General features: G+C 66.0%; 22 protein-coding genes and 1 tRNA gene. 4 read left to right on the top strand and 19 right to left on the bottom strand.

Annotated elements, in window-relative coordinates:
- Positions 1-7: 7 nt before the first annotated feature.
- From thrB to ACWC21_RS17100, 6 genes are all read right to left on the bottom strand, one after another.
- A complete protein-coding gene (thrB, locus tag ACWC21_RS17125) occupies positions 8-925 on the bottom strand; it encodes a homoserine kinase (protein WP_450882521.1) in 918 nt (305 codons plus the stop codon).
- 429 nt (positions 926-1,354) lie between these two features.
- Positions 1,355-2,413, bottom strand: coding sequence for a threonine synthase (gene thrC / locus ACWC21_RS17120; protein WP_450882519.1), 1,059 nt, complete (start codon positions 2,411-2,413; stop codon positions 1,355-1,357).
- Between the two features lie 6 nt (positions 2,414-2,419).
- Positions 2,420-3,712, bottom strand: coding sequence for a homoserine dehydrogenase (locus ACWC21_RS17115; protein WP_450882517.1), 1,293 nt, complete (start codon positions 3,710-3,712; stop codon positions 2,420-2,422).
- Positions 3,713-3,881: 169 nt separating this feature from the next.
- Positions 3,882-5,273: a diaminopimelate decarboxylase gene (gene lysA, locus ACWC21_RS17110; protein ID WP_450882515.1), complete on the bottom strand. Its 1,392-nt coding sequence runs from the start codon at positions 5,271-5,273 to the stop codon at positions 3,882-3,884.
- A 15-nt stretch (positions 5,274-5,288) separates the two neighbouring features.
- Positions 5,289-6,260 (bottom strand): ArgS-related anticodon-binding protein NrtL, encoded by a 972-nt coding sequence (gene nrtL, locus ACWC21_RS17105; RefSeq protein WP_450882513.1) that lies wholly within the window; start codon positions 6,258-6,260, stop codon positions 5,289-5,291.
- A gap of 79 nt (positions 6,261-6,339) precedes the next feature.
- On the bottom strand, positions 6,340-6,819 hold the full coding sequence (locus tag ACWC21_RS17100; RefSeq protein ID WP_450882511.1) for a response regulator: 480 nt from the start codon (positions 6,817-6,819) through the stop codon (positions 6,340-6,342).
- Between the two features lie 110 nt (positions 6,820-6,929).
- On the opposite strand from ACWC21_RS17100, the gene ACWC21_RS17095 reads away from it, so the two are divergent.
- Positions 6,930-7,001, top strand: a tRNA-Arg gene (locus tag ACWC21_RS17095).
- A gap of 262 nt (positions 7,002-7,263) precedes the next feature.
- Here the strand turns inward: ACWC21_RS17095 and ACWC21_RS17090 are convergent.
- The 8 genes from ACWC21_RS17090 to ACWC21_RS17055 all read right to left on the bottom strand — a co-directional run bounded on the left by ACWC21_RS17090 (position 7,264) and on the right by ACWC21_RS17055 (position 12,785).
- Positions 7,264-8,652 carry a tyrosine-type recombinase/integrase gene (locus tag ACWC21_RS17090; protein WP_450882509.1) on the bottom strand — a complete coding sequence of 463 codons (1,389 nt, stop codon included), beginning with the start codon at positions 8,650-8,652 and terminating at the stop codon, positions 7,264-7,266.
- Positions 8,649-8,861 (bottom strand): helix-turn-helix transcriptional regulator, encoded by a 213-nt coding sequence (locus ACWC21_RS17085; protein ID WP_450882507.1) that lies wholly within the window; start codon positions 8,859-8,861, stop codon positions 8,649-8,651. Before ACWC21_RS17085 ends, ACWC21_RS17090 begins: the two co-directional genes overlap by 4 nt.
- Positions 8,851-10,224 carry a replication initiator gene (locus ACWC21_RS17080; protein ID WP_450882505.1) on the bottom strand — a complete coding sequence of 458 codons (1,374 nt, stop codon included), beginning with the start codon at positions 10,222-10,224 and terminating at the stop codon, positions 8,851-8,853. Before ACWC21_RS17080 ends, ACWC21_RS17085 begins: the two co-directional genes overlap by 11 nt.
- Entirely contained in the window at positions 10,221-10,481 is a 261-nt protein-coding gene (locus tag ACWC21_RS17075; RefSeq protein ID WP_450882503.1) for a hypothetical protein, read from the bottom strand. The genes ACWC21_RS17080 and ACWC21_RS17075 overlap by 4 nt, the downstream gene beginning before the upstream one ends.
- 104 nt (positions 10,482-10,585) lie before the next feature.
- Positions 10,586-10,876 carry a hypothetical protein gene (locus ACWC21_RS17070; RefSeq protein WP_450882501.1) on the bottom strand — a complete coding sequence of 97 codons (291 nt, stop codon included), beginning with the start codon at positions 10,874-10,876 and terminating at the stop codon, positions 10,586-10,588.
- 32 nt (positions 10,877-10,908) lie between these two features.
- Entirely contained in the window at positions 10,909-11,103 is a 195-nt protein-coding gene (locus ACWC21_RS17065; RefSeq protein ID WP_317633497.1) for a hypothetical protein, read from the bottom strand.
- A gap of 12 nt (positions 11,104-11,115) precedes the next feature.
- The gene (locus tag ACWC21_RS17060; RefSeq protein WP_450882499.1) at positions 11,116-12,438 is read right to left on the bottom strand and encodes an FtsK/SpoIIIE domain-containing protein; all 1,323 of its coding nucleotides are present in this window, start codon (positions 12,436-12,438) and stop codon (positions 11,116-11,118) included.
- Complete coding sequence (locus ACWC21_RS17055) at positions 12,438-12,785, bottom strand: SCO3933 family regulatory protein (RefSeq protein ID WP_263212656.1); 348 nt, start codon at positions 12,783-12,785, stop codon at positions 12,438-12,440. Before ACWC21_RS17055 ends, ACWC21_RS17060 begins: the two co-directional genes overlap by 1 nt.
- 203 nt (positions 12,786-12,988) lie before the next feature.
- On the opposite strand from ACWC21_RS17055, the gene ACWC21_RS17050 reads away from it, so the two are divergent.
- Positions 12,989-13,729, top strand: coding sequence for a GntR family transcriptional regulator (locus ACWC21_RS17050; protein ID WP_450882496.1), 741 nt, complete (start codon positions 12,989-12,991; stop codon positions 13,727-13,729).
- 246 nt (positions 13,730-13,975) lie between these two features.
- On the opposite strand, the gene ACWC21_RS17045 is transcribed toward ACWC21_RS17050, so the two are convergent.
- From ACWC21_RS17045 to ACWC21_RS17035, 3 genes are all read right to left on the bottom strand, one after another.
- A complete protein-coding gene (locus ACWC21_RS17045; protein ID WP_450882494.1) occupies positions 13,976-15,076 on the bottom strand; it encodes a hypothetical protein in 1,101 nt (366 codons plus the stop codon).
- Entirely contained in the window at positions 15,066-15,689 is a 624-nt protein-coding gene (locus tag ACWC21_RS17040; protein ID WP_450882492.1) for a hypothetical protein, read from the bottom strand. Before ACWC21_RS17040 ends, ACWC21_RS17045 begins: the two co-directional genes overlap by 11 nt.
- Positions 15,690-16,916: 1,227 nt before the next feature.
- Positions 16,917-17,789, bottom strand: coding sequence for a hypothetical protein (locus ACWC21_RS17035; protein ID WP_450882490.1), 873 nt, complete (start codon positions 17,787-17,789; stop codon positions 16,917-16,919).
- Positions 17,790-18,215: 426 nt separating this feature from the next.
- Here ACWC21_RS17035 and ACWC21_RS17030 point away from each other — a divergent pair, with 426 nt between their 5' ends.
- Positions 18,216-18,491, top strand: a complete 276-nt coding sequence (locus ACWC21_RS17030) for a hypothetical protein (protein ID WP_450882488.1) — start codon at positions 18,216-18,218, stop codon at positions 18,489-18,491.
- A 276-nt stretch (positions 18,492-18,767) separates the two neighbouring features.
- On the opposite strand, the gene ACWC21_RS17025 is transcribed toward ACWC21_RS17030, so the two are convergent.
- Complete coding sequence (locus tag ACWC21_RS17025) at positions 18,768-19,892, bottom strand: hypothetical protein (RefSeq protein ID WP_450882486.1); 1,125 nt, start codon at positions 19,890-19,892, stop codon at positions 18,768-18,770.
- A gap of 340 nt (positions 19,893-20,232) precedes the next feature.
- Here ACWC21_RS17025 and ACWC21_RS17020 point away from each other — a divergent pair, with 340 nt between their 5' ends.
- Positions 20,233-20,907 carry a nitroreductase/quinone reductase family protein gene (locus ACWC21_RS17020; RefSeq protein WP_450882484.1) on the top strand — a complete coding sequence of 225 codons (675 nt, stop codon included), beginning with the start codon at positions 20,233-20,235 and terminating at the stop codon, positions 20,905-20,907.
- Here the strand turns inward: ACWC21_RS17020 and ACWC21_RS17015 are convergent.
- Positions 20,870-22,822, bottom strand: coding sequence for an SUMF1/EgtB/PvdO family nonheme iron enzyme (locus ACWC21_RS17015; RefSeq protein WP_450882482.1), 1,953 nt, complete (start codon positions 22,820-22,822; stop codon positions 20,870-20,872). The two genes, ACWC21_RS17020 and ACWC21_RS17015, sit on opposite strands and share 38 nt — an antisense overlap.
- Between the last annotated feature and the right edge of the window lie 438 nt (positions 22,823-23,260).

The raw sequence follows: 23,260 nt of genomic DNA, 5'->3' as shown, positions 1-23,260 counted from the left end.
CCGTGTGTCAGGTCGCAAGCGGCAGCACGCTCGCTCCCTGGACATCCAGGTTCAGCCGGTTGGCGGCCCACCCCGGGCCCGCCAGCTGTTCCACCTTGTCGGCGGTGCCCACGTCGGCCAGCGCCATGACGGTGGGTCCGGCTCCCGAGATCACCGCGGGGACCCCGTCCCCCCTCAGCCGCTCCACCAGCGCGGCGCTCTCCGGCATCGCCGGGGCGCGGTACTCCTGGTGCAGACGGTCCTCGGTGGCGGGCAGCAGCAGCTCGGGGCGCCTGGTCAGGGCCTCGACGAGCAGTGCGGCGCGGCCCGCGTTGACGGCGGCGTCGACGTGCGGCACGGTGCGCGGCAGCAGACCGCGCGCCGTCTCTGTCAGTACCGGTTTTCCGGGCACGAAAACCACCGGAACGATGGAATCGTTGGGCTCCATCCTGATCGCCCGTGCGGCACCGGCCTCCATCCAGGAGAGCGTGAAGCCGCCGAGCAGACAGGCCGCCACGTTGTCGGGGTGCCCCTCGATCTCGGTGGCCAGCTCGAGCAGCGCGGTGTCGTCGAGCCTGGCCTCGCCGCCTATGGTCACCGCCCGTGCGGCGACGATGCCGGCGCAGATCGCGGCGGAGGAGGAGCCGAGGCCACGGCCGTGCGGAATGCGGTTGGCGCAGACGATCTCGAGGCCGCGCGGCTGGCCGCCGAGCAGGTCGAAGGCGGTGCGCAGGGAGCGGACGAGGAGGTGGCTCTCGTCGCGCGGGAGCGTCTCGCTGCCCTCACCCGCGATGTCGATGTGCAGCCCGGAGTCGGCCACCCGGACGACGACGTCGTCGTAGAGCCCCAGCGCGAGGCCCAGGGCGTCGAAGCCCGGGCCGAGGTTGGCGCTGGTGGCGGGGACGCGCACCCGGACGGCGGCGGCGCGGAACGCTGGACCGGCCATCGCTCGATGACTCTCCTTGAGCTGCGTGATGGTCGAATGAATTCGATACGTACCTGACCCCCTCAGGGCCGCACAGACGGCGCGGCACCCTGCCATATGCGAGGCATATGCAGTGGGTGGGTTCGGTACAGCCTATCGAAGGAAGGTTCTGTGGCGACATAGGGCGCACAGGAGGCGCACGATGCGTGTCGTGGGCCTCCTGTGCCCCCTCCCTAGGGAGGCCCCGAGGTTGAGACGCCGCGGGGGTCCGCCGGGTTGCCCGGTGCGGGCGTTCCGGCGGATCCGGGAGCCGGCCGGCGGGCCTGCGAACTGGGCGATCGCAGTCGGCGGACTCCCGTGGGCGGGCTCCGGCCCCCGGCCCCGGCCGCCGGCTGCGGCCGACGGCCTCAGCCGGCGGTCTCAGCCGGCGGTCTCAGCCGGCGGCGGATCTCAGGCGAGGCCGAGGCGCGCGGCGGCGGTGGCCGAGTCGACCGGGACGGTGACCGGCTGCGGGGCGCCGGCGACGGCCCAGTCGGGGTCCTTCAGACCGTTGCCGGTGACCGTGCACACGATCCGCTGCCCCGGGTCGACCTTGCCCTGCTCGGCCGCCTTCAGCAGACCGGCCACGGACGCGGCGGACGCGGGCTCCACGAAGACACCCTCCTGCGAGGCCAACAGCCGGTAGGCGCGCAGGATTTCACGGTCCGTCACCTCGTCGATGGAGCCGCCCGACTCGTCCCGTGCCGCCAGGGCGTACTGCCAGGAGGCGGGGTTGCCGATGCGGATCGCGGTGGCGATGGTCGACGGGTCCTTGACGACCTCGCCCCGCACGATCGGGGCGCTGCCGGAGGCCTGGAAGCCCCACATGCGGGGCTTCTTCGCGGCGACACCGTCGGCGGCGTACTCCTTGTACCCCTTCCAGTACGCGGTGATGTTGCCCGCGTTGCCGACCGGGAGGACGTGGATGTCGGGGGCGTCGCCCAGCATGTCCACGATCTCGAAGGCGGCCGTCTTCTGCCCCTCGATGCGCACCGGGTTGACCGAATTCACCAGCGCCACGGGGTAGTTGTCGCTCAGCGCACGGGCGAGGGTGAGGCAGTCGTCGAAGTTGCCGTCGACCTGGAGGATCTTCGCGCCGTGCACGAGGGCCTGCCCCATCTTGCCGAGCGCGATCTTGCCCTGCGGCACGAGCACCGCGGAGACCATCCCGGCGCGCACGGCGTAGGCGGCGGCGGAGGCAGAGGTGTTGCCCGTGGAGGCACAGATGACTGCCTTCGCGCCCTCCTCCTTGGCCCTGCTGATGGCCATGGTCATGCCGCGGTCCTTGAAGGACCCGGTGGGGTTCGCGCCCTCCACCTTCAGGTGGACCTCGCAGCCCGTGCGCTCGGAGAGCACCTGCGCGGGCACGAGCGGCGTGCCGCCCTCGCGGAGCGTCACGACCGGCGTGCTGTCGGATACCGGCAGCCTGTCCCGGTACTCCTCGATGATTCCGCGCCACTGGTGGGTCATTGCTGGTTACTCTCCTTCAACCCGCATGATGCTGGCGACACCCCGCACGGTGTCGAGCTTGCGCAGCGCCTCGACGGTGCCGGTCAGGGCGGCGTCGGAGGCGCGGTGGGTGACGACGACGAGGGAGGCCTCGCCGTCCTTGCCCTGCTGTCGAACGGTATCGATCGACACCCCGTGCTCGGCGAAGACGGTCGCCACCTGGGCGAGAACACCCGGTTTGTCGGCGACGTCGAGGCTGATGTGGTAGCGCGTGACGACGTCGCCCATGGGCGAGACGGGCAGCGCTGCGTACGCGGACTCGCCGGGGCCGGTGGCCCCGTTGAGCCGATTGCGGCAGACGGCGACGAGGTCGCCGAGCACGGCGGATGCGGTGGGAGCGCCGCCGGCACCGGGACCGTAGAACATCAGCTGTCCGGAGGCGTCCGACTCGACGAACACGGCATTGTAGGCGCCGCGGACGGAGGCGAGCGGGTGACTCAGCGGGATCATGGCGGGGTGCACGCGCGCGGTGACGGAGGCCCCGTCCTTCGCCCGCTCGCAGATGGCGAGCAGCTTGATGGTGCAGCCCATCTCCTTGGCGGAGGCGAAGTCGGCCGCCGTCACCTCGGTCATGCCCTCACGGTAGACGTCGTCGAGGCGGACCCGGGTGTGGAAGGCGATCCCGGCGAGGATGGCGGCCTTGGCGGCGGCGTCGAAGCCCTCGACGTCGGCGGTGGGGTCGGCTTCCGCGTACCCCAGCGCGGTGGCCTCGTCGAGCGCCTCCTGGTACCCGGCCCCCGTGGAGTCCATCTTGTCGAGGATGAAGTTGGTGGTCCCGTTGACGATCCCGAGCACCCGGTTGACCTTGTCGCCGGCGAGGGACTCGCGCAGCGGCCGGATCAGCGGGATGGCACCGGCGACGGCGGCCTCGTAGTACAGGTCCTTGTTGTTCGCCTCGGCCACCGCGTGCAGGGCGGCACCGTCCTGGGCGAGCAGCGCCTTGTTGGCGGAGACCACGGACGCACCGTGCTCGAAGGCGGTGGTGATGAGCGTCCGGGCGGGCTCGATCCCGCCGATGACCTCGACGACGACATCGAGGTCACCCCGTTTGACGAGGGCGGTGGCGTCGGTGGTGACGAGCGCCGGGTCGATGCCCTCGCGCACCTTGGAGGGCCGCCGCACGGCCACGCCCGCGAGCTCGACGGGGGCACCGATGCGGGCGGCGAGGTCGGCGGCGTGCGTCGTCATGATGCGCGCCACCTCTGAGCCGACAACCCCACAGCCCAGCAGCGCCACCTTCAGCGGACGCGTACGCATCATCCGACCTCGTTTCCTCATACCGTCACGGTTGGACCAGTCTCACTCACCGAACGGGACTTTCTGCCCCATGTCCGGATCGTGAGACATCTATTTCATTACGGGGGACCGGGAAGACCGTAGATCTTTCGGCCCCGTCCGATGGATGCCGCCGGTGTGTCTCTTGTTGTACTCACCCGACGTCGAGGCGCAGCAGGTCCTCCTCCGTCTCCCGGCGAACGATGACCCGCGCCTCACCGTCGCGCACGGCGACGACGGGCGGCCGGAGCACGTGGTTGTAGTTGCTGGCCATGGACCGGCAGTACGCCCCGGTCGCCGGCACCGCGATCAGGTCACCCGGTGCCAGGTCGGCGGGCAGGAACGCGTCCTTCACGACGATGTCGCCACTCTCACAGTGCTTGCCGACCACACGCGCCAGCATCGGCGCGGCGTCGGAGGCGCGGGAGACGAGGGCGACGCTGTACTCGGCGTCGTACAGCGCGGTGCGGATGTTGTCCGACATGCCGCCGTCGACGGAGACGTACGTCCGCAGCCCGTCGAGCGGCTTGATGGTGCCGACCTCGTACAGCGTGAAGGCGGTGGGCCCGACGATGGCACGCCCGGGCTCGACTGAGATACGCGGCGTACGCAGCTTGGCCGCGTCGCACTCGCGCGTCACGATCTCGGTCAGCGCCTTGGCGATCTCGTGAGGCTCGCGCGGGTCGTCATCACTCGTGTACGCGATCCCGAGCCCACCCCCGAGGTCGATCTCCGGCAGCTCGACCCCATGCTCGTCCCGGATGTCCTTGAGCAGCCCGACAACGCGATGCGCGGCGACCTCGAACCCGGACATGTCGAAGATCTGCGACCCGATGTGGGAGTGGATCCCGATGAGCTCCAGCCCGTCGAGCTGCAACGCCCGCCGCACGGCCTCGGCGGCCTGCCCACCGGCGAGCGGAATCCCGAACTTCTGGTCCTCGTGCGCGGTGGCGATGAACTCGTGGGTGTGCGCCTCCACACCCACGGTGATACGAATCTGCACCCGCTGCCGCCGACCGAGCGACTGGGCGATGTGGGCGACGCGCACGATCTCCTGGAACGAGTCGAGAACGATACGTCCCACCCCGGCCTCCACGGCCCGCCGGATCTCGCTCTCGGACTTGTTGTTGCCGTGGAAGGCGATGCGGTCGGCGGGCATCCCGGCGGAGAGAGCGGTGGCCAGCTCCCCACCGGAGCACACATCAAGATTCAGCCCCTCCTCGTGCAGCCACCGCACGACGGCACGCGACAGGAACGCCTTCCCGGCGTAGAACACGTCGGCGTCGGCCCCGAAGGCGGTACGCCACGCCTGCGCACGGGCACGGAAGTCGGCTTCGTCGAGGATGTAAGCGGGGGTGCCGTACTCCTCGGCGAGGTCCTTGACGCTCGCGCCACCGACGGTGACGACCCCGTCGGCGTCCCGGGTGACGGTCTGGGCCCACACCTTCGGGTCGAGGGCGTTGAGGTCGGTGGGCGGGGCGGAGTAGTGGCCCTCGGGGAGGACGTCGGCGTGACGGGGCCCGGCGGGGTGTGCGGAACGGCTCATCTTGGGCGTGCTCTTTCAGAGGTGATCGGGTGCGTCGATGCCGAGCAGGGACAGGCCACCGGCCAGCACCGTCCCGGCGGCTTCGGCGAGGGCGAGCCGGGCACGGTGGGCGGCCGAGGGTTTCTCGTCGCCGCGCGGCAGCACGGTCAGCAGGAAGGGCAGCGCGGCATCGGCGACGGTGACGAGGTGCCGGGCGAGACGGTCCGGGGCACGGTGGATGGCGGCCGCGGCGAGGATACGGGGGTGGTCGGCGAGGGCGCCGACGAGCTCGGAGTTTCCGACCTCACCGGGCTCGGCGGTGAACCCGAGGCGTGCGGCGTTGCGGGTGAGCGCCCGGGTACGGGCATGCGCGTACCGGACGCGGAAGAGGGGGTTGCTCTCACGCTGGACCAGGTGGTCGGCGGTGATCCGGGGCCGGTCGTGCGCGGCGGGATGGAGCAGGGCCCACTGGGCGGCGTCGGGCCCGAGCGGGGCGGGGTCCTCGGGGGCGGGCACGGGCCGCAGATTGACGGGCTCCCCGTGCCACACCTCCACCCGCCCACCCTGCGTGCCGACGATCCGCACGAGCGCGTCGGCGACGACCTCGGCCCGTACGTCGTAGGGCACGCGCAGGGTGACGACCTGGCCGGCGAGGGCGTCGCCGTGCCCGTAGGCAGGACCGCGGTCGCGGATCTCCCGCACGAGGTCGGCGGCGGGGTCGACGTCCGGCCGCAGACTGATGTTGAGAAACCCAGGCCCGGTGACAACAACGTCATCAACACCATCAAGGGTGGCGAGATGGGGCCGCAGTATCTCGGCGACCCGCAGCGGGGGCTGCCCGGCCGGCCGGGCGAGCTGCAACGCGACGTTGGTGGCGTAGTCCCCGCATCCTCCGGGCCCGGGCGGCGTGACCTGCACCCGCTCCGGCACGGTGACGGTCAGCTCCCCCTGGTCCACGGCACAGCGCACGGCGTGCAGCACGGTGCGGGAGAGCTCGACGGGAGTCACGGCACAAGCGTAGGGGAGGAGGGGGGTGGGAAGGCGAGCCGATAAGGCGCGAAGGTCCGTGATGTGGACAACGGGCTGCCTACTGCAGCTGCTGATGCTGGTGGGTCTCGATCCCCACCGCGTCACCCCTCCCCCGGTCGATCAACCGCAGAACGAGCCGCACCAGCTCAGCCGGATCGAAGGGCTTCGCAAGAAAGGCGTCGACCCCGGCATCAAGGCCGGCCTCCACCTCGTGCTGCGTACAAGCGCTGACGACGGCGATGGGAAGCCCCCGCGTCCGAGGATCGGCGCGCAGCCGACCGGCGGTCCGTATCCCATCCAGCCGGGGCATGACGACATCAAGCGTGACGACATCGGGCCGCACCCGATGAACGACTTCCAGACACTCGGCACCATCGGCCGCGGTCACGACCTCGAGGCCCTCCAGCTCGAGATTGACCCTGATCAGCTGCCGGATGACCTTGTTGTCGTCCACAACAAGCACCCGACCCGACGCGCCTGGCACAACTCGAGAGTAGGTCCGGACCGGCCACCGCGTCCGGGTTTTCCCCACTTCCACCCCACCCGAGCGACCCGCCCACCCCCGGCCTCCGGAAACCCGTTGATGACCACCCCGTCAGAGCTGGTAGTGTTTCACCCGTCGCCAGGAGCGAACAGCTCCCCGCGAACGCCCCCGTAGCTCAGGGGATAGAGCAACGGCCTCCGGAGCCGTGTGCGCAGGTTCGAATCCTGCCGGGGGCACCCAGCATGAGGTGCCCAAAGACCCCGTCACCAGCGGAAACGCTGAGGCCGGGGTCTTCGCGTATGTGCAGCCGGATGCCGCCGAGAGCAGCCGTTTGCCAGTGATCACGGTGTAATAGCGTGTCGATCTTGGGGGGCTTCGCAGCAGGTCAGAAGGCGTTCCGTGGACCTCTGAGCGTAGCCGTGTGGACCACCTGTGGACGGACCGGAACCCCGGACCAGAGGCGGCCCGGGGCTCCCGTTCATGGGTCATGTGGTCGTGTCAGTCCATGAGATCGTCCCCCTCCCCCAGGCCCTGCATGATCCGGTCGTTCATCTCCTTCTCCTGGCCGTCGATGCACTTGGCGTAGATCTTCAGAAGGACGTCCACCGAGTGGCCGGCGCGAGCGGCGACCTCCGGTGCCGGAACACCGGAGTTGAGCCACTGGGAGACGCCCGCATGGCGGAGGTCGTACGGCCGGAAGGCCAGGACCGAGGAGACCCGATCGGGGACCAGCGCCAGTTCCCGGGCCTGTTTCCACGCCCGCGAGTACGACGAGGCGGCGATCACGTTGCCCCGCTCGCTGAAGAACAGCCGCCCGTCCTTCGCCGTACCGAACTCCTTCAAGTGCTCGCGGAGCAGCCGCACCAATGGAGGCGGTACCGGCACGATGCGCACCTCACCATGGGCTCGCTGCTTCAGTCCGCGCCGATCGTGAGCCTCGCCGGAGTCGGTCCATGCCTTACCTGCCGTGGGACGAGTCTCCGCCAATTCGATACGGCCCCAACCCGACGCCGGAAGGGTGCAGTCGGAACGCCGAAGCCCCAGCGCCTCCCCCGGTCGCATGGCCGCGTAGTACAGGCACGCGAAGAACGCCCGCAGGCGCCGGCCGCTCGCTCGGTCGTAGCCGCCCACGTACGTGAGCGCGGTCAGGAGCTCCCGAGCCTGCCGAGGATTGACCACCACTCGGCGGTCAACCTCCTGCACAGCCCGCTTCCCCCGCTTGCGTCGAACTCGGCTCAGCGGGTTGGAGGGCAGGTGTTCGAGTTCAACCGCGAACTCAAGTGCGTTGAAGACCACGGCTCGCCGTCGCCGGTACGTCTGGGTCGCCGCGGGCTTCCCGTCCAGCCTCCGCCCCAGCGCATCGATCAGCTCATGCACACGGGCGATCTCTTGCAGCTCTCCCACCGGAAGCGACGCCTTCTCAATCCAGCGCACCGCCACGTCAATCTCCTCCGGCCGCTCCCGCTCCCTACGGGGGACGGGCAGGACGTACGACCGCAGCGCCCGACGGAGAACCTCGGGAGCGGGCCGCCCACGTCCCGGCTTCACAAGGGCGGGGACGACCGTCGCCAACGCGTCCGTCATGCTGTCCCGCTGCTTGGCCGATGCCTCCGCCCAACGGGCATCCACGTACTTCACCGCCAGGTCGACGAACGACAAGGCAGCTTCGCCGCCACGCAGCGAGTCGGGCAGACCGGTGACGGTGTCGAACGGCTCACCCTTGTCGAGCGCCCGCACCAGCTTGGCGCGGAAGCGGTCGGCCAGCGCCTTGGTCTTGTACGACTCGCTGAAAGGCTGACCATCGACGACCCAGCGCACGAGGTAGGTCAGTTTCTTGGTGGTCTTGTTGACCGAGATCTTCCAGACGGAGACCTTGTACGACTTCACGACGCCGTCCTCTCTACCCGGTCCTCCAACCAGTCGTTCAGCACGTCCCGCCGAACCCGGAGCTCCCCGTTCGGCAGGCGGATGCAGGCGGGGGCGATGCGCAGTTCCCGCCAGCGGTAGAAGGTGCGTCGGGAGATCCCGCCCAGTTCGTCGAGTACCTGCCGCACCGTGAGCAGCTCAACGGCCGGACCACGGTTCTCACGCGTCATGATGACCACCGCCCTCCCGAACGGAGGCAGCCAGGAGAGCCGCCTCCGGCGAGTAGCCGCGCCCCGCATAGCGCCATTGGCCGACCGTGACGGTCGGGACGTCAGCCAGGCCGAGAGAGGCCCGCTGTTCCTCCGCGCGATGCTCGGCACGGGCCTCCCGAAGGGCAGTCAGCGTGGTCGAGTAGCGGCGCGACTTGGTGGAGAAGTGGCCGCCGTACCCGAGCATGTGAGCCCACCGGCGCAGCCCGAGCGGCTCGAACTCAGGCAGGCCGCCGAGCCACCAGCACGTGCCGATCATGCGTAGCACGTGCGCGCGCACGGGCAGCATGACCATGTCCCGCGCGTGGTAGATCCGGCCGTCCACCGCGCCGGCAGACTCCGCGCCCTTGGTGGCGTACTTGGCGATGTAGCCAGCCACAGACGCCGCGGAGGCCGGCCGCTCCCCCGCATTGCGTCCGTACGAGGTGACTGGTCGCACGTCGACCTGCGTGCCGAAGCGAAGCACCCGCGGACCGACGACGTCCGCGCCCGGAGCAGCCAAGCGCACCCGGCCGACCACCGACCGCACAGCGTCCATGAGGAGCGCCACGGTGGCCCAGCCCGGCGGAGACGAGTCAGGCCCGTCTGGCCCGTCGAGGCGGATCACGCCATGGAAGTGGATCAGGCCGCGCCGCTGGTACTCGGCGACCTTTGCGTACGAGAGTCGGGCGACTCTTCCGAACTCCTCACGTGACAGCCCGACTTGCCGTGCCACTTCCCGCCGTAGCTCCAGCCCGAACCGGTGCCAGAGCCGACCGGCGAAGGCATGCCAGAGGACCGCGCCCGCGTAGTCGTAGCATCGCGGGCAGAGCGGTTCGCCGAGGCGGGGGTCGTCCGCTGAGTGGCGGGCACGGCATCCGGTCGGCCGACCGTGCGGGCAGCACTCCCCCGACCGACGGGGACGACAGGCCCGTACGCGCCCATCGTGCTCGCGGCGCGTGTGGACGGGGCCGAAGCCGGGAGCGGTGAGCGTGGCGAACACGCGCGGGTACTCGCTCACCGCCTCCGGGACGTTCTTGCCGCCGACGAGGCCAGCTCGTACGAGTTGGTACGTGTCCGCCCGATACAGCGCCGAGCAGGCCCGGCAGACTGTCGCCCGCCGGTTACCGCATGCAGTAAGCAAGCGACCGCCGTAGACGTCCGACCCGTACGAGAGCAGGGCCGCGCCCGTAGTCGTGTCGAAGACGGTCGCCGTGCCGACGAGGTGAATTGGGTTGGTGCAGCCACCAAGGCGGACGATATTCCGGCGCCAGGCAGCGAACTCCCGGTCTGAGGCCCTGGCGACCAGAGCGGCTGCGCCGCCCGGTACGAGGGTCATGGTCATCGGCGACCACCCCCACCGCCGAACGCGTGCGCCATCACGGCCGAGATGCCCTCGGGCCGAGTCTTGGCACTGAAGCGGAACGTCGGATCCGTGAGCCAGAGTGCCGCCGCGTGCGCGGGACACAGGCGTTGCTCGGAGTCGTCGAGCCCGACGAGGACGACCTGTTCCCGTCCGGCGCAGGTCGAGACCTCCGAGTCTCGCTGCCTGAGTTCGCAGTCGGGCAGCGGGGATTTGCGCGAATGATGCGCGCTGGTCAAAGTGTGAGTGCTCCTTTCACTGCTCATGTGGCGGATGGAGTGGGTTCCTGACGGGGTCGGGTTTGGCGACTTCGCGCCCCGTCGGGAGCCCGTCGTACGGGCGATCACTGCCGCTCCTCGGGCGGTATCGCGACGACGACGTACGCGATCGGTCCGAACTCGCGGCGTGCGTCGAAGTAGCCCCGGCCGAGGTCCTCCGTCGGCACGCCGAGCGGAGTAGCAACGGATGCCACTCCCTCTCGCCGACCGGCGGAGTCAGATGCGTCGACCAGGACAGCGACGGACGCACGGCGCGGCACGACGACCGCGGGGTTGACTGTCAGGAAGTCGACCAGCTCTCGCAGACCGGCCAGGAACTCGGCGCGGTCACCGGAGCGGATGACGTAGTCGGACACGGGAAGTCCTCTTCTCGGGTCAGCGGGTCGGTTCAGAAGCGGAGTTGGCCGAGGATGCCGTTCACGCCGTCGAGGAAGGCCTGAGCGAACGGCGCGGCCACGGTCTTGGAGAGCAGGAAGCCGAAGGCTCCGCAGAGCAGCGCGTCGACCCACCGCAGGTAGCGGATGCGCAGGAGGAACCAGATCAGCAGGCCGAGCAGCAGGACAGCGGACATGGACACCAGCACGGCAGGCCCCTTTCACGGCGCTTCGACGTGCAGTTCGGAAAGGACAGGAGTCAGGTGCGCGTACTCGGCAGCGACGGCTTCCGCCTCCGCCTCCGTGATCAGGTGCGACCGGGCACGTTCCCAGCCGTCGCCTGAGGCGAGGACGGCAGTACCGGCCTGTTCCGGGGTGATGGCTTGCGCAGCCTTGAGCGCATCGGGGTTGAGGTCACCGAGCGCCATTTCCGCTGTCCCCGGGTCGGCCACGCGATGGCAGACCCTGCCGCCGAGCTGTGCCCGCAACGCGGTGACACCGGGCCCCAGATCGGAGCCGACGCGTTGGCCGGCAACGACGAGGAAAACCCCGAGCGCCGCGCCGAGTTGGGCCAGGCGGATGAGTGCCGTACCGGCGGCGTGGGCTTCATCCTTCTCGCTCCTGTTCGCGATGAGGAACAGTTCCGCGATCTCGTCGACGATCACGACGACGGGGACCGGTCGTTCCTTGTCCGGCAATCCCCAGACGTTGCGAACGCGCGCCGACCGGCACAGGCTCATGCGGTCGAGGGTCAGGTCTACGAGCGCGGAGAGCAGCCGGACCGCCTGCTCACGGTTGGTGGCGAGGGCGGACAACCGCGGCTCGTAGAGCGACAGTTCTATACCGCCCTTGCAGTCGATCCCGACCAGGGCGACGTGCTGAGGAGCCAGGCCCGCCACGAGCGCGTTGATCAACGTCGACTTGCCGGAACGCGTGGCTCCCACGATCAGCCAGTGCGGCACGCGCCGCAGGTCGACCACCCAGGCGGCACCGGTCTCCAGCACACCCACGGCCACCCTAAGCAGATGACCAGACCCCCGCTGCTTAGGAGCCCGAGGAGCGGCCAATGGGTCGGACGCCGACGCGACGATCCGTACGACTCCCGGCTTCCAGGAGGTCACCCGCACCGCGTGAACCTGCCAGTCCTCGGCCATAGCAGGCGCAGCCTTGACGAAGTCCTCCGGCACCTGACCCGGCAACAGCCGTACCAGCAGCACGAAGCCGCCGGAGGTCGGGCGTATGAGACCGCGACGGGGTACGCGCGGCTGCGGTGGAGGCGCACCGTTGCCGACAAGCCCGGACACGACCGTCAGAGCCGGCCGCCGACTCACGGCGAGCCCGCATCCGGCCATCAGGGGCCGCCAGGTCTGCATGACCCGGAAGGCAGCGACCGGGAAGCCGAGTAACAGCCACCAGGCGACGGGGTAGCGGCGGCGCAGGGCCGGGCCCGCGAGAAGCAGGCCCGACACCAGCACAGCGGCCGCCACCAGAACCCAACTCGGTCCGGTCGCACCGGCCGAAGTGGTGGAGGAGGCCACGTTCATCACTGTGCGGCCCCCTTGCCCGCCGGAGCGGGAGCGCTCAGGGGCCGGATCTCTGCCGCGCGGAACGCGATCCCGTGCCGCCCGTCGTTCTCCCAGGGCGTCGCGACCAGGTCCCGCACGGCCACCGGCATGCCGAGCTGCACGCCGCTCGGTTCACCGGCCACGCTCACGTTCACAACGTCCGCCGACGCCCCTGCCATCAGGCAGAGGCCGACTTGGTACATGGTCTTACCGGTCTCTCGGTCCACGCGGAGCTGACCGGTCTCACGGTTGGCGACCCGCGGAGCCGGGGGTACGGCGCAGATGATCCCCGTGAACTTCGCGGTGTCGATCGGAAGGCTTGCCACTTTTCGTCTCTCCTCATCACTGGGCACCCAAAGGCCGACCCTCCGGGTTGCTAGACCACCCGTAGTACGGGTGACGCAAACCAGGGTGACGACCCGTAGTACGGGTTGTCAACCGTCTAGCGATGGGGGAAGCTGTTCACGCTCGTAGACGAGTCGTCTACGCCAACGCACAGCCGCAGAAGCAACGGCCACGGAGGGCCCACATGCCGCCGAAGGACACGCAGCCGAAGTACCGGCAGATCGCCGACTACCTGCGCGATGGCATCTTGGACGGCACCTTCCCGGCCGGCCAACCGCTACCGTCCGAGGAAGCGTTGGCGAGGCAGTTCGGCGTGACGCGTCCCACAGTCCGTCAGGGCCTCGCTGAGCTACGGGCGTCAGGTCTCGTCGAGGCCATCATGGGCCGCGGCACCTTCGCCCGCTCCCCCCACAGCCGCCCAGGCCTCACGCGCCCGCGTGGCGTACGCCGAGCCTCCGACGGCCGCTACATCGAGGCCGACGGTATCCGCTGGGCCGACGCCGAGCCCCCGGTCGCCACCCGCACGGATGCTCCGATGGCCCTGGCGGACCTACTGCGTATCCCTCCGGGCGAGCCGATGTTCACGTACGACGCTCTACAGACGGCAGACAACGGCCGCCTCCGCCAACTCCACCGCACGTACGTGCCGTTCTCGGTGCTCATCGACTCCAAGTACGAGGAGGAGGCCCCACCGCCGGCGCCGGAGCTCTACACCGCGCTTGCCGACCTGGGCCACCAGCTCCACTTCACGGAGTACGTCCGCACTCGCATGCCCCTACCGGACCAGGCCCAGGCCCTCCGGCTGGCAGACGGGGTCCCCCTCTTGCACGTCCTGCGCGTGACACTCACAGAGGCCGACAAGCCCTTGGCTTTGGAGGAGTTCCACCTGCCGGGCGACGAGTTGGAGCTGTCGTTCACGCTGTAGCCGGACCACGGTTGGCTCAGAATTTCTTCACGTAATCAAGGCGGCTCGCTCCGCTCCCCGCGCGCGGTCCGGCCCCCGGCCGGGCTTGCGCTCCAGTCTCCGCCCCGCTCCAGCCCGGCCGACGCCCGTGCCGCGCTCAAAGCATGCAGCCACCTGAGGCCAGAGAAGGGTACGTCGCGGCCGGGGCGGTCAGCTGCACGGTTCTTTACCGGGCAGGTTCACAGACTGCCCGACGCGCCGAACTGATCATGTGCGTCTTGGGGCCGTTCGCCCATTGCTCTGGCCGTTCGCCCATTGCTCTATGCAGTCAGCTGTCAGCGGCGCCGCCCCCGTTGTCCAAGCGAGCTTTGCGAGCCGCTCCAGTTCGACCTTGTCGTCGAGCACCTGCTGCAATTCCAGACGGGTGTCGACTCCCTCATTGGTGAGAAGGTTGATCCATGGTACGGCCTGCACGCTGTCCGGACAGTCGTTGATCAGCTGACATAGGCTGCGAATCCACTCCATGGTGCCGAGGGTAATCCCTAGCGAGGTGGCCAATTCCGTACGCTCACGTCGATGCAGGGTGCGATTGACCAATTCGTGGGGATACAGAATTCCGTTCTGCGCGAGCTTGTCTGCGTAAGAGTTAAGGACCTCGACATTCGAAATCTTGCGCTTGTCGATGAGTGCCATGAACTTGGCCTTATGCTCGTTCCTCAACAGGCGGAGGGATGGATCGGTGCGTGCTTCCGTACGCAGGCTGTCCAGACCGACCGCCATGTCGAGTTCATCCAGGGCACGCTCGTAATAGTCGGGGCCCCGTGCAACGTCAACACATGCCTTGAGGTAGAAACTGCTCGGCGTGAGCTTGTTCGCACGTCCGGGTGGAGGCTCGAGCGTGGCAGCCGTGCGCAGTATCTTGACCCGTGGCCTCATATCGGTGGCGAAGGATGCCACCAACTCCTCCGGATATTTTCTGGCGCCATCGCGTCGCTTCTTTACGCCAAGAAGATCTGTACGACGCCTCCTGGCACTCTCTTCAACCTTGTTGATAAGACGCAACAGGGAATTGCAGTCGCTGGCAGCGAGCTTCCTTTGTCTAAGGAATTCGTCAGCAGTATCGCTATGACCTTCGGCCAATACAAGTGCATAGTTGAGGCGTGCGGAAATCAGAGCATATCTCGCCCGCATACGGAGCGGGAGATACCCCTCCGCGTCTTTCCATTTTTGCGTGATATGGCTACAGAAGCTTTGCAGTCGCCTGACATATAGAGCCTCATTCTCTCGTGCACCGACCCTGAGTCCCGATCGGTAAAACAAGTAGCCTAGGCGCGCGGCATCGTTATCGCGGTCCTTGTCAAGCGCCATAGCGAAGAGTTGTTGGGCCGCCCTGGTGTCGTCTTGCCATGGGGGGGGTGCCAGCCAGGACCTGGCAGGCAAGGCTTCGCCACTTACTGGTGCCACACAGCCCCTCTTTCAATACCAGATGCCGATCGCTCAGCCTGATAAGCACGAACGCCGCAGCAGCCGTAAGCAGCTTATGACACACCGCGCGTTCGTCTTCATTCGCAAGTTTTCCCCCCAGCCCGTCCGCGAATATCATCGTCGAGTCTGCCTGACTCCCGTTCCGGCGGAGATGAGCAGTGGCAACGCCGTCACCAACAAGCGCTACTTCCGCTGTCCATGGAGTGATCAACGCCGCCATCTGCAACAGACGCATCAAGCTGCTCACCAATTTACTTTCCACATTCGGCAGCGCGGAAACGGCTTCGGCTGGCAACCAGAGAATGTCCGCGCCGGCAGGCGCCGCCATCCCCCGTGGACTCAATTGTCCCATGGCTTCGATTCGCTGTATGGCATACGCTGCGCTCGCAGGATCTTCTTTTCCGTCCGAGCCTACGACCCGCAACCGGACCCGGAGTCGGGTACCGAGTCCTATGATGCCGAAGTAGAACAGGCCGAATGCCGTGCTGACCGACACGGCAGCGTATCCCGTGATCCGGTCGCGCGGAATGAGGAGGACGGCTAGCAGTGCCCACCCAATAAGTAGCAGTGCGCCACAAGACGCGACTGCAATCCTGCGACCCTCGGAGGTTGTTCTTCCCGGTAGCGAGAAACGTGTTATCTCACAGATTAGGAGACCGAACGGGTAGGTAGTGAAAAGGCATATGATGACGGCTTCCCAGGTAGAGCTGATGGGACTGCTCGTGGCAGCGTAGGCAGTCCAGGTTGCCGTTGTCAGGGAAAGCAAAATAAGCCCTGCCCATGCTCTCCAGAGCCATTGCCGGTCCTTAAGCTGGGTGGTCAATCCGGGTCTGACGAGGAAAGCCAGTGCTCTGGCCACTGTCATCATCGCTAGGAGTATGACGCAGGCCGTGAGCACGATCGGCCAAAACTCCGCGGGTAGCGTGACTGCAAGTGTCATGTTGCTTGCCCCCTTCAGTTCCTGTTGTTCGCACCCTTTTCCAGACTGCGCCCGTCCCCCTGCCCACGCCACCCGGAGCTCACAGTTTCGGTGCCGAGCTGTTTCAGGCGTTGGCGCTGCCTCTCCGTCGGCTGTCGCCAGATCGCGTGGTGTGACTGCTGCACAAGGCGACGGCCAGCAGTTCCAGACGGCAGCCCGACAAGCCCACCAGACCCCAACGGCCGCCCAGCCAGCAGTTCGGTACGAAAAGATCCGTGCCAAACGCGTGCCGGATCCAGTGGGGAACCGCAGGGAAACACCGGGGCGTCAGGTGACGGCCAGCCAGGTACCGAGACCATTCCCTTGCAGGTCAGAAAGGAAACAGTCTCCAAACACCCATGTTTCCCAGGCTGATGGCTCAGGCATCGTCGTAACGGCCCGGCCGTCGTGGCTCGCTCTGGTCGACGATATTGGCAGCGTGGCTAAGGCCGGTGGGGGTTCAGCGAGACACACGTGCGTCGTCTGTCGGCGCCGCCGTCGTGGCTGGCTGTCGTCGGCTGAGGTTCAGACGGGGCGGCATCGAGGGTGCCGGCCGTCAAGCGAGTGCGGCGGAGTTGGGCCGTCTCTGGGCCGTCCGAGGACGCTCAACAGCGGCCAACGACAACCACTAGGCGCACGAGCCCACAGTCCCTGACCAGCAAAAACTCAGCTCACAAGAGCTCCGGCAAGACCCAGGGCAAGAAGACAGGTCTTGACTCTACCCATTTAGCCTCCGTCGGCCTTTTCCAAATTCACACCCTCTCATTAGAGCAGCCCCTCGAGAATGGATGTAACTATCAATCCGACACCCAGAGTCAAGATAATCCACCACATGATCATGAGTATTTTGGCGATGTGCAGCACGGAACTCCATCCGCTCACTTGCGGACGGGGGGCCAATGATAGACCTTTTTCCTCAAAGAGATCCGGATATGGGTTGAAAGAGTCTTCGGCATTCTCGCGGGACGAGTATACCTTCCATTGATTTTCCATATCCGCAAGCCCAATGGGGCGAAGTTTTAGATATACCTCGATGGCGCGGGCAACGGCCCAGCGCAATTTGAGGTAAGCGTTCCCCGCTCTCGTTATAGAACGCCAATGACTATTTAGCTGTATAGACAAGGCGCCTAGGCAGACAGTGAGAAGGCCGAGGAGCGTGAGCCCTAGGTGGATTTGACGTTGGAACATATGGACCGGACCTGCCCGCCACAGCCAGGGAGAAATTACGGCTAGAGCCGCTATCAGTGCTGCATTGATGGCGGCAAAAATGGAATCCCTCTTTTGTCCCATGTCATCTTCATGGGTGTACTGACTCCAGGCTATTTCGTACATCTTCTGAAGCCATTCATCCGGTTCTGCGGCCTCAGAGGCAGAAGGAGCGGAGATCAGCAAGGCGCTACCTGGGCCTTCTAGGCATCGAACATTCCAATTCACCCCCTGAGGGAGTTGCCAGAAGCTGTTGGCACACAGTTGGCGACTCTTCCCCTCATGCTCCACGGTGAAGTGCCCAGAAAGGACTATCATCGAATCCTTGGTGCCATCCGCCTCAGAGTGAAGGCTCACACCTTGTTGGAAATGGGCGATAGTAATACTATAACCCGCGTCACCTTTGCGATCGATGAGCAACTGCTTCGTCAATGCAGACTGCGGGTTGACTGAGTGATTCCTCCGAATATGGTGAACGTGACTCATTTCGACACAGCCCCCACTCTCCGGCTCTCGCCCTAAAAGCGAATATCAACGGAGCGCCCCTTCTGAGCTCCATGCGACCGCTCAGCCAAGCCAGCAAATCCCATCATGTCGGCGGCGTCTACGCGAGGAGCTCATGGAAGGCGCCAGCGAGGCGAGCCACGTCAACTCCGAGTCTGACTAATACTGGCTGTACCGCCATCTTTATGCTATGTCTGAGGCTCGAATCTTGCGACCGGAACACAGGTCTGTGCCAGATTGTGTGGGAGCCACGGACCCCCCGCGGCGAGCGCGTCTCAGGCTGCAACCAAGGCGCAGGAGAAGAAGGTCACCGACCAGGCCCAAGCGGCCCTCGCCGCCGTTCCCAGCGGGACGATGGTCGAGGCCGACGCGGAGCGCGTGACCGACGGAATCCCCACCGAGCCCACCCTGAGCCGGGGCATGACCTACAAGCTCAACCTGGCGTGCATCGGCAGCGGCGACGCACACTTGACGTTCACACCGGCGAGTACCGGGCCGAGGGCCGAGGTGCCGTGCGACCAGTCAGTGGTGCAGCAACGGATCACCGCGCGCAAGCTGCCAGTACGCATCAATGTCGACGGCCCCAAAGGATCTACAGGCGTGATCGCCTGGCAGATCGACACCATCTGACGGATCAGAAGGTACGACCGCGGCGAGCGCACGATGGCCGCACCACAAGTGCACCAGAACGAGCGGGGAACAACGGGGAATCACGGGGAGAGCTGCCGAGTCCGGCGATGCCACGATTCAGCCGTTTGCCCAGGTCGGCGCCCAACCCAGGCCCGAATGCTCGCAGCTTCCCAAGCTCAGAGCGCAGAAACGGCAGTGTCCCTCGCTGCTGGCGGCGATCCATCGCGCCGATTCCGCCTCAAGTCCCGGATGGCTATGAGTTGCAGTTGATCGTGATCAGCTCCGTTGCACCGGAAGCTGCCGGCGTAAATTATTGGCTGCCCTTTGTAGTGAGGACAGCTCGTCCGCCAAGTACTCAGCTTCGGCCTGTGTCGGAAGCTCAGGGGGAGGCTCTAGGCATATCGCCAAGTGCGTGGCTTTCCCTTTCAGCTCTCGTTCGAGAAGATCAATATTGTGTTGAGGTCCTGTCGCCAGCTGCTCATGTCGCCATGCGTGCTTCAAATGGGCCACATGGTGGGACGCGACGACCACTCCCCTTTCACACCATTCCAGGGGCTCAGAACCTCCAGTTCTCACGTAGCGACGTGCAGAATTTTCCGCCTGGCGAATAGCTATCGGGAGAGCCAGAGCGTTTACCGAAAGTTCACCGGCATTTCCCTGGTGTCGGTTTTCAGAGTACGCTGCACCTTTCCTGAATTCCGTCATGAGATCACGAAAGGTCGGCATAATCCACGATGTCAAGGCGCTAATTACATTGAAGAGGGCAGCGTATGTGCCCATTAGGAACAGGCTCTCCGTGAGGACCGGGAGGACGAAGCCCGCAGTAGCAACCATGATTGCACACGAAAGGAATGGAAGAAGTCTGCGAGTCACTCCTAATACCCCTCGCACCACTCCCTGCAGTGTTTTCTCTGTAGAGGCACTCTCCAACTCGACCTTGGCGCGCTGGATTACAGAATGAACCCCAGTGCGGGCAGTTTCTACCCGCGGCGCAGCTCGACGTCTAGCCAATCCGCGATGGCCTGCCTTTGCGATGGCTGCCGCAGCTCCCGCTATCAGTACATCTGCGGGCGGCGGTGGCCGATATCCGCTATAGGAGAAAATCGCAGGAAAGATTAACCAGATTGCGGTTTGCATCTCGGCCACTTGCTTCAGGCCAAGCTGCACCTTTTTATCATCAATCGCGGACAGATGGTCCCACACTCCCGTCCTTTCAATGATCCTTTCAACGCCACGAAGGACTTCCATGCATTCTTGCGCTATCATATGTCTTAGATCACGGTCGCGCGGAATCCCTTCAATTGTGCGCGAGTCAAGAGAGTCCTGATTGTCAAGCAATTCACTGAACTGGCTCCATAATTCTGCCCATTCGTGGTGCTGCTGGTAATTTCGCTGGTGCATGTTCCACCCCTCTGGCTATACCGCGTAACGCAGATCCCTCCCGCCAAACACCTACCTACATGGGCATACCTCGCGGTCGGAGCATGCACCATCCCATGGAGGGAGTCGTCATCACGAACCAACAAAATCAGTACTCATGACGGACTTGTCCACCCGCAAGAGAGCGCAGCCAGTGTCTGCGTCGCGGCGAGACAGCCCGTTTGCTCCCTATAGGGCTCCACGCCGAGTGATCTGGCAGGGCGGTCCGTCTCAGTTTTCGTCTCATTCAGCCCCGTTCACGGCCGTTCAGGCCAGGTCAGCCCCAGGGCCCCACCCGTGGGAAAGTCGCCCATGAACGCAGGTGAACGCCTCTGCACGCACCCCATCGCCCCACCACCACAGTTGGAAAGCGTGCGCCTTCCCTGGCGTGGCTGGAGGTGTCATCCGGCTGTGCCGACGGGCCGTTTGGCTCTGCCGGCCGTTGACGACCGCGGTTAGCGTCGTGCGCTTGACCGGAGGCAATCGGGCATGCGGGAGTTCGCCATGTCGGTCGAGCAACGAGCTAAGACACCGTGGCTGCCGCCGCGCTGGTTCATCCGTCTGGCCCCCTACGCGCACCGTGGTCCTGTACCGGGTCTTCGGAGGCCGCCTCGGCCTGTGGCGGCCACATGCCAACGGCTGTGGCGCCCTGCGGCTGACCACCACCGGCCGCCGCACAGGCCGCCATCGCAGCATCATCATCAGGTACTTCGAAGACGGTCCGACCCTGGTATCGCTCGCGATAAACGGGTGGGGTGAGGGCCCGCCCGCCTGGTGGCTCAACTTGCAGACACACCCGGACGTGCCCGTCGACCTGGTCGACGGGCACGTCCGGGTCACGGTCAGGCCGCATTGGGTGACGAACGGTCGCGGCTGTGGGCCCGGTGGCGCGAGATCGATAAAAAATTTGGAGGCTGCTGAGTGCCCTCATTATCGTCCTCTGCTTCCCCACGTTGATTTCAACCACCTTCCAGGTGGGAAGTCGAGCCGTGGTTGAATCCTGGCCAGGACGGCATCATAGTCATCACTGCGATGCCGATCTGGTGGCTCCTGAAGTCGGGATTCCGCGAAACCTTTTGGGCTGGCAGGCCCTGGTATAGAGGCTGAAGTTCCATCTCGGCCAGGGATTCATCGGCCCATGCCTCGGTCCATGCGTAAGGGGGGACGGCCCGCTCACGAGCGTGGACGACGAGTCCGTCACCTAGCGGTAGTCGGCCACCTACCCAGGCCGCAAACCGCTCGGCGTCGTACCAGGAGACATTGGCCACCGGATCGTCGTCGCTCGCCTCGGGTAGCGGACCGCCGTCCCTGCTCAGAGGCCCCGTTGTGTCTCCAAGCTGCCGCCATCGATCACGGATGCGCTCTTCCACGGGGTGGATGCCCCAACCGATCCCGCTTCGCCAACGCGTGTCCGCCAGAAATTCCCGAAACTCGCCGACCGTTACGACCCTCAGTTGCTGGCTAATGACCCTGCCTCTATAGCGTCGACCGTGGATGAGCTGCGGCACGAGGAAGCGATTAATGTTTGAGTCGAAAAGAAGGTTGAGTCGTGACAACAGAGCGGCCCTATTGGACAAGATTTCGGAGGCTAAATGCCTAGCCAGGAAGAACTCCTGCCACGAGAAGTGGCTGAACCTCAATCGGCCCAGCTGATCGGAGCTGAGGAATCCCGCCAATTCGGCGAGCCTGTCCAGTTCCGGAGACGTCTGCATGGGACGTGCGAAGAATGCTGAGCGCTGCTCCAAATATGTCATGAGTGCCGCCCAGTCCCGACGTGCCATGCGCTCCAGGAGCGGCACACTCCGCTTCCAAGCGGACGCCACCTGCTCATAGATCTGATCCAGCGAGAGCTCGTGCGCCTTCTCTCGGGGGTTCCGGCCCAGGGTGACGAGTAGCTGGACCAACTGGGGAGTGAGTTCTATGGGCAGCGGCCAGCCGACACTGGCGAACCACTCTTCCGAAACGCCCTGCCGACGTAGGAACATCGCGGCTTCGTCCTGCTCCACGGCGTCGAGTCCTAGCAGAGTGGACGCCGTGACATCAGGACCGATCACCTGCCGCACTGCGCATTCTGTTTCCTCAAAGAGGACGCGCCGTTCGGCTGCATGGTTGGAATCCGGATAGCTGAGCGCAACTGCGCGGCAGCAGACGACGATGCGAACGTTCGACTTGGGGGAGGCGAATGCCTGGCGGAGCACGCGGCGTGGCGAGTCAAAGCCCATAGTTGTCAGGGCACCGACTTCATCCAAGTCATCGAGAAAGACCACCGCGTCGATGGCCCCACTGTCAATGCCTTCCCTGAGCCGTTGAGGAAGCGGCGGATGGGCAAAGCGCAGCAGTGACACGTCTGCCTGGCTTTCCGCGCCGCTGTCCTGGCCCGCACCGTCCAGTACCCGGCGCGCCGACACGTGCACAGGTACGGGCCCGTCCGGCTCCTGGGCCACTTCACGCGCCAGCCACACGGCAAGCATCGACTTGCCATATCCGACTCCGCCCACGATCGTGCCCAGCCGCTGCTTCGAGGCCAGCCACGTCTGTAGGGCCTCCCGGGCATCGGCCGTGCCGTGCGAAGGCCGCCAGATCCGGAGCGGCAACGAAGGTTCCCGCAGAGCACGGTTGCAGATGTCGCGGACTTCTTGCCGGTAGTCGGCCGACTCGCGGTCGTCGTCGAGAACCCGGCCCCCAGACTGGGCGTCATATCGTGCATTCCACAAGCTCAGTAAGGTGTCCACGAGTTCCTGTGGCGGGCGCTGCTGCAGATCGCACAAGGCCCACAACGTCGTGTAGACCTGGGCCCATTGCGTGATCGGCTCGCCTCTGAAGAGTCGGCTAAGGGTGGTCACAGGCACTTTTGCGGGCCGTTCATGTGGAGCAGCCGGCCGCGGCGTGCGTGCCTGCCGGTGGGCTTCCATCAACTTTCCTGTGCGAGCCTCAATTTGACGGAGAGACGGTGAGCCTGCTGTCTTGCGCAGTTCACTCAGCAAGTCCGCGACGGAGCGCGCCTGCTTGCTCTTGGCCTCAGATCCTTCTGGTCCCACCACCGGAGTCCTCACGCACAGGGCTTCCTCGGTCACTGTGTGTCCCACGCTAGTGCTCTGACCGCGAAGGTTCACCGGGTGTGGGTCTTCCGTCGGCGCTGACGATCTCGGAGTATCGAAGAATGGGGAATCGGGGGGATCTGGCTGAGGCATTCCGGGCGGAGGTGGGCGTTGAGTTCGCGTTCCTGGTCGAGGACGCCGGCTTCTCGGGCCCGGAGCAGACTGACAATGGGCTTCTCTTCCACCGAGTCGGCCTGGACGTGGAGGTCTGGTTTCTGGACGGTCACGAGCCCGAGGTGGCAACGCTGGTCG

This window comes from Streptomyces sp. NPDC001348, assembly GCF_053597535.1.
This window is presented reverse-complemented; position numbering and strand designations above follow the sequence as displayed.

Bases quoted from the DNA above. Each gene is read 5' to 3' on its own strand.
- ACWC21_RS17050 (WP_450882496.1), top strand. From the start codon at position 12,989: ATGCCGCCGAAGGACACGCAGCCGAAGTACCGGCAGATCGCCGACTAC.
- ACWC21_RS17060 (WP_450882499.1), bottom strand. From the start codon at position 12,438: ATGAACGTGGCCTCCTCCACCACTTCGGCCGGTGCGACCGGACCGAGT.
- lysA (WP_450882515.1), bottom strand. From the start codon at position 5,273: ATGAGCCGTTCCGCACACCCCGCCGGGCCCCGTCACGCCGACGTCCTC.
- thrC (WP_450882519.1), bottom strand. From the start codon at position 2,413: ATGACCCACCAGTGGCGCGGAATCATCGAGGAGTACCGGGACAGGCTG.
- ACWC21_RS17015 (WP_450882482.1), bottom strand. From the start codon at position 22,822: ATGGAAGCCCACCGGCAGGCACGCACGCCGCGGCCGGCTGCTCCACAT.
- ACWC21_RS17115 (WP_450882517.1), bottom strand. From the start codon at position 3,712: ATGATGCGTACGCGTCCGCTGAAGGTGGCGCTGCTGGGCTGTGGGGTT.
- ACWC21_RS17080 (WP_450882505.1), bottom strand. From the start codon at position 10,224: ATGACCATGACCCTCGTACCGGGCGGCGCAGCCGCTCTGGTCGCCAGG.
- ACWC21_RS17085 (WP_450882507.1), bottom strand. From the start codon at position 8,861: ATGACGCGTGAGAACCGTGGTCCGGCCGTTGAGCTGCTCACGGTGCGG.
- ACWC21_RS17045 (WP_450882494.1), bottom strand. From the start codon at position 15,076: ATGGCGCTTGACAAGGACCGCGATAACGATGCCGCGCGCCTAGGCTAC.
- thrB (WP_450882521.1), bottom strand. From the start codon at position 925: ATGGCCGGTCCAGCGTTCCGCGCCGCCGCCGTCCGGGTGCGCGTCCCC.
- ACWC21_RS17025 (WP_450882486.1), bottom strand. From the start codon at position 19,892: ATGCACCAGCGAAATTACCAGCAGCACCACGAATGGGCAGAATTATGG.
- ACWC21_RS17030 (WP_450882488.1), top strand. From the start codon at position 18,216: ATGGTCGAGGCCGACGCGGAGCGCGTGACCGACGGAATCCCCACCGAG.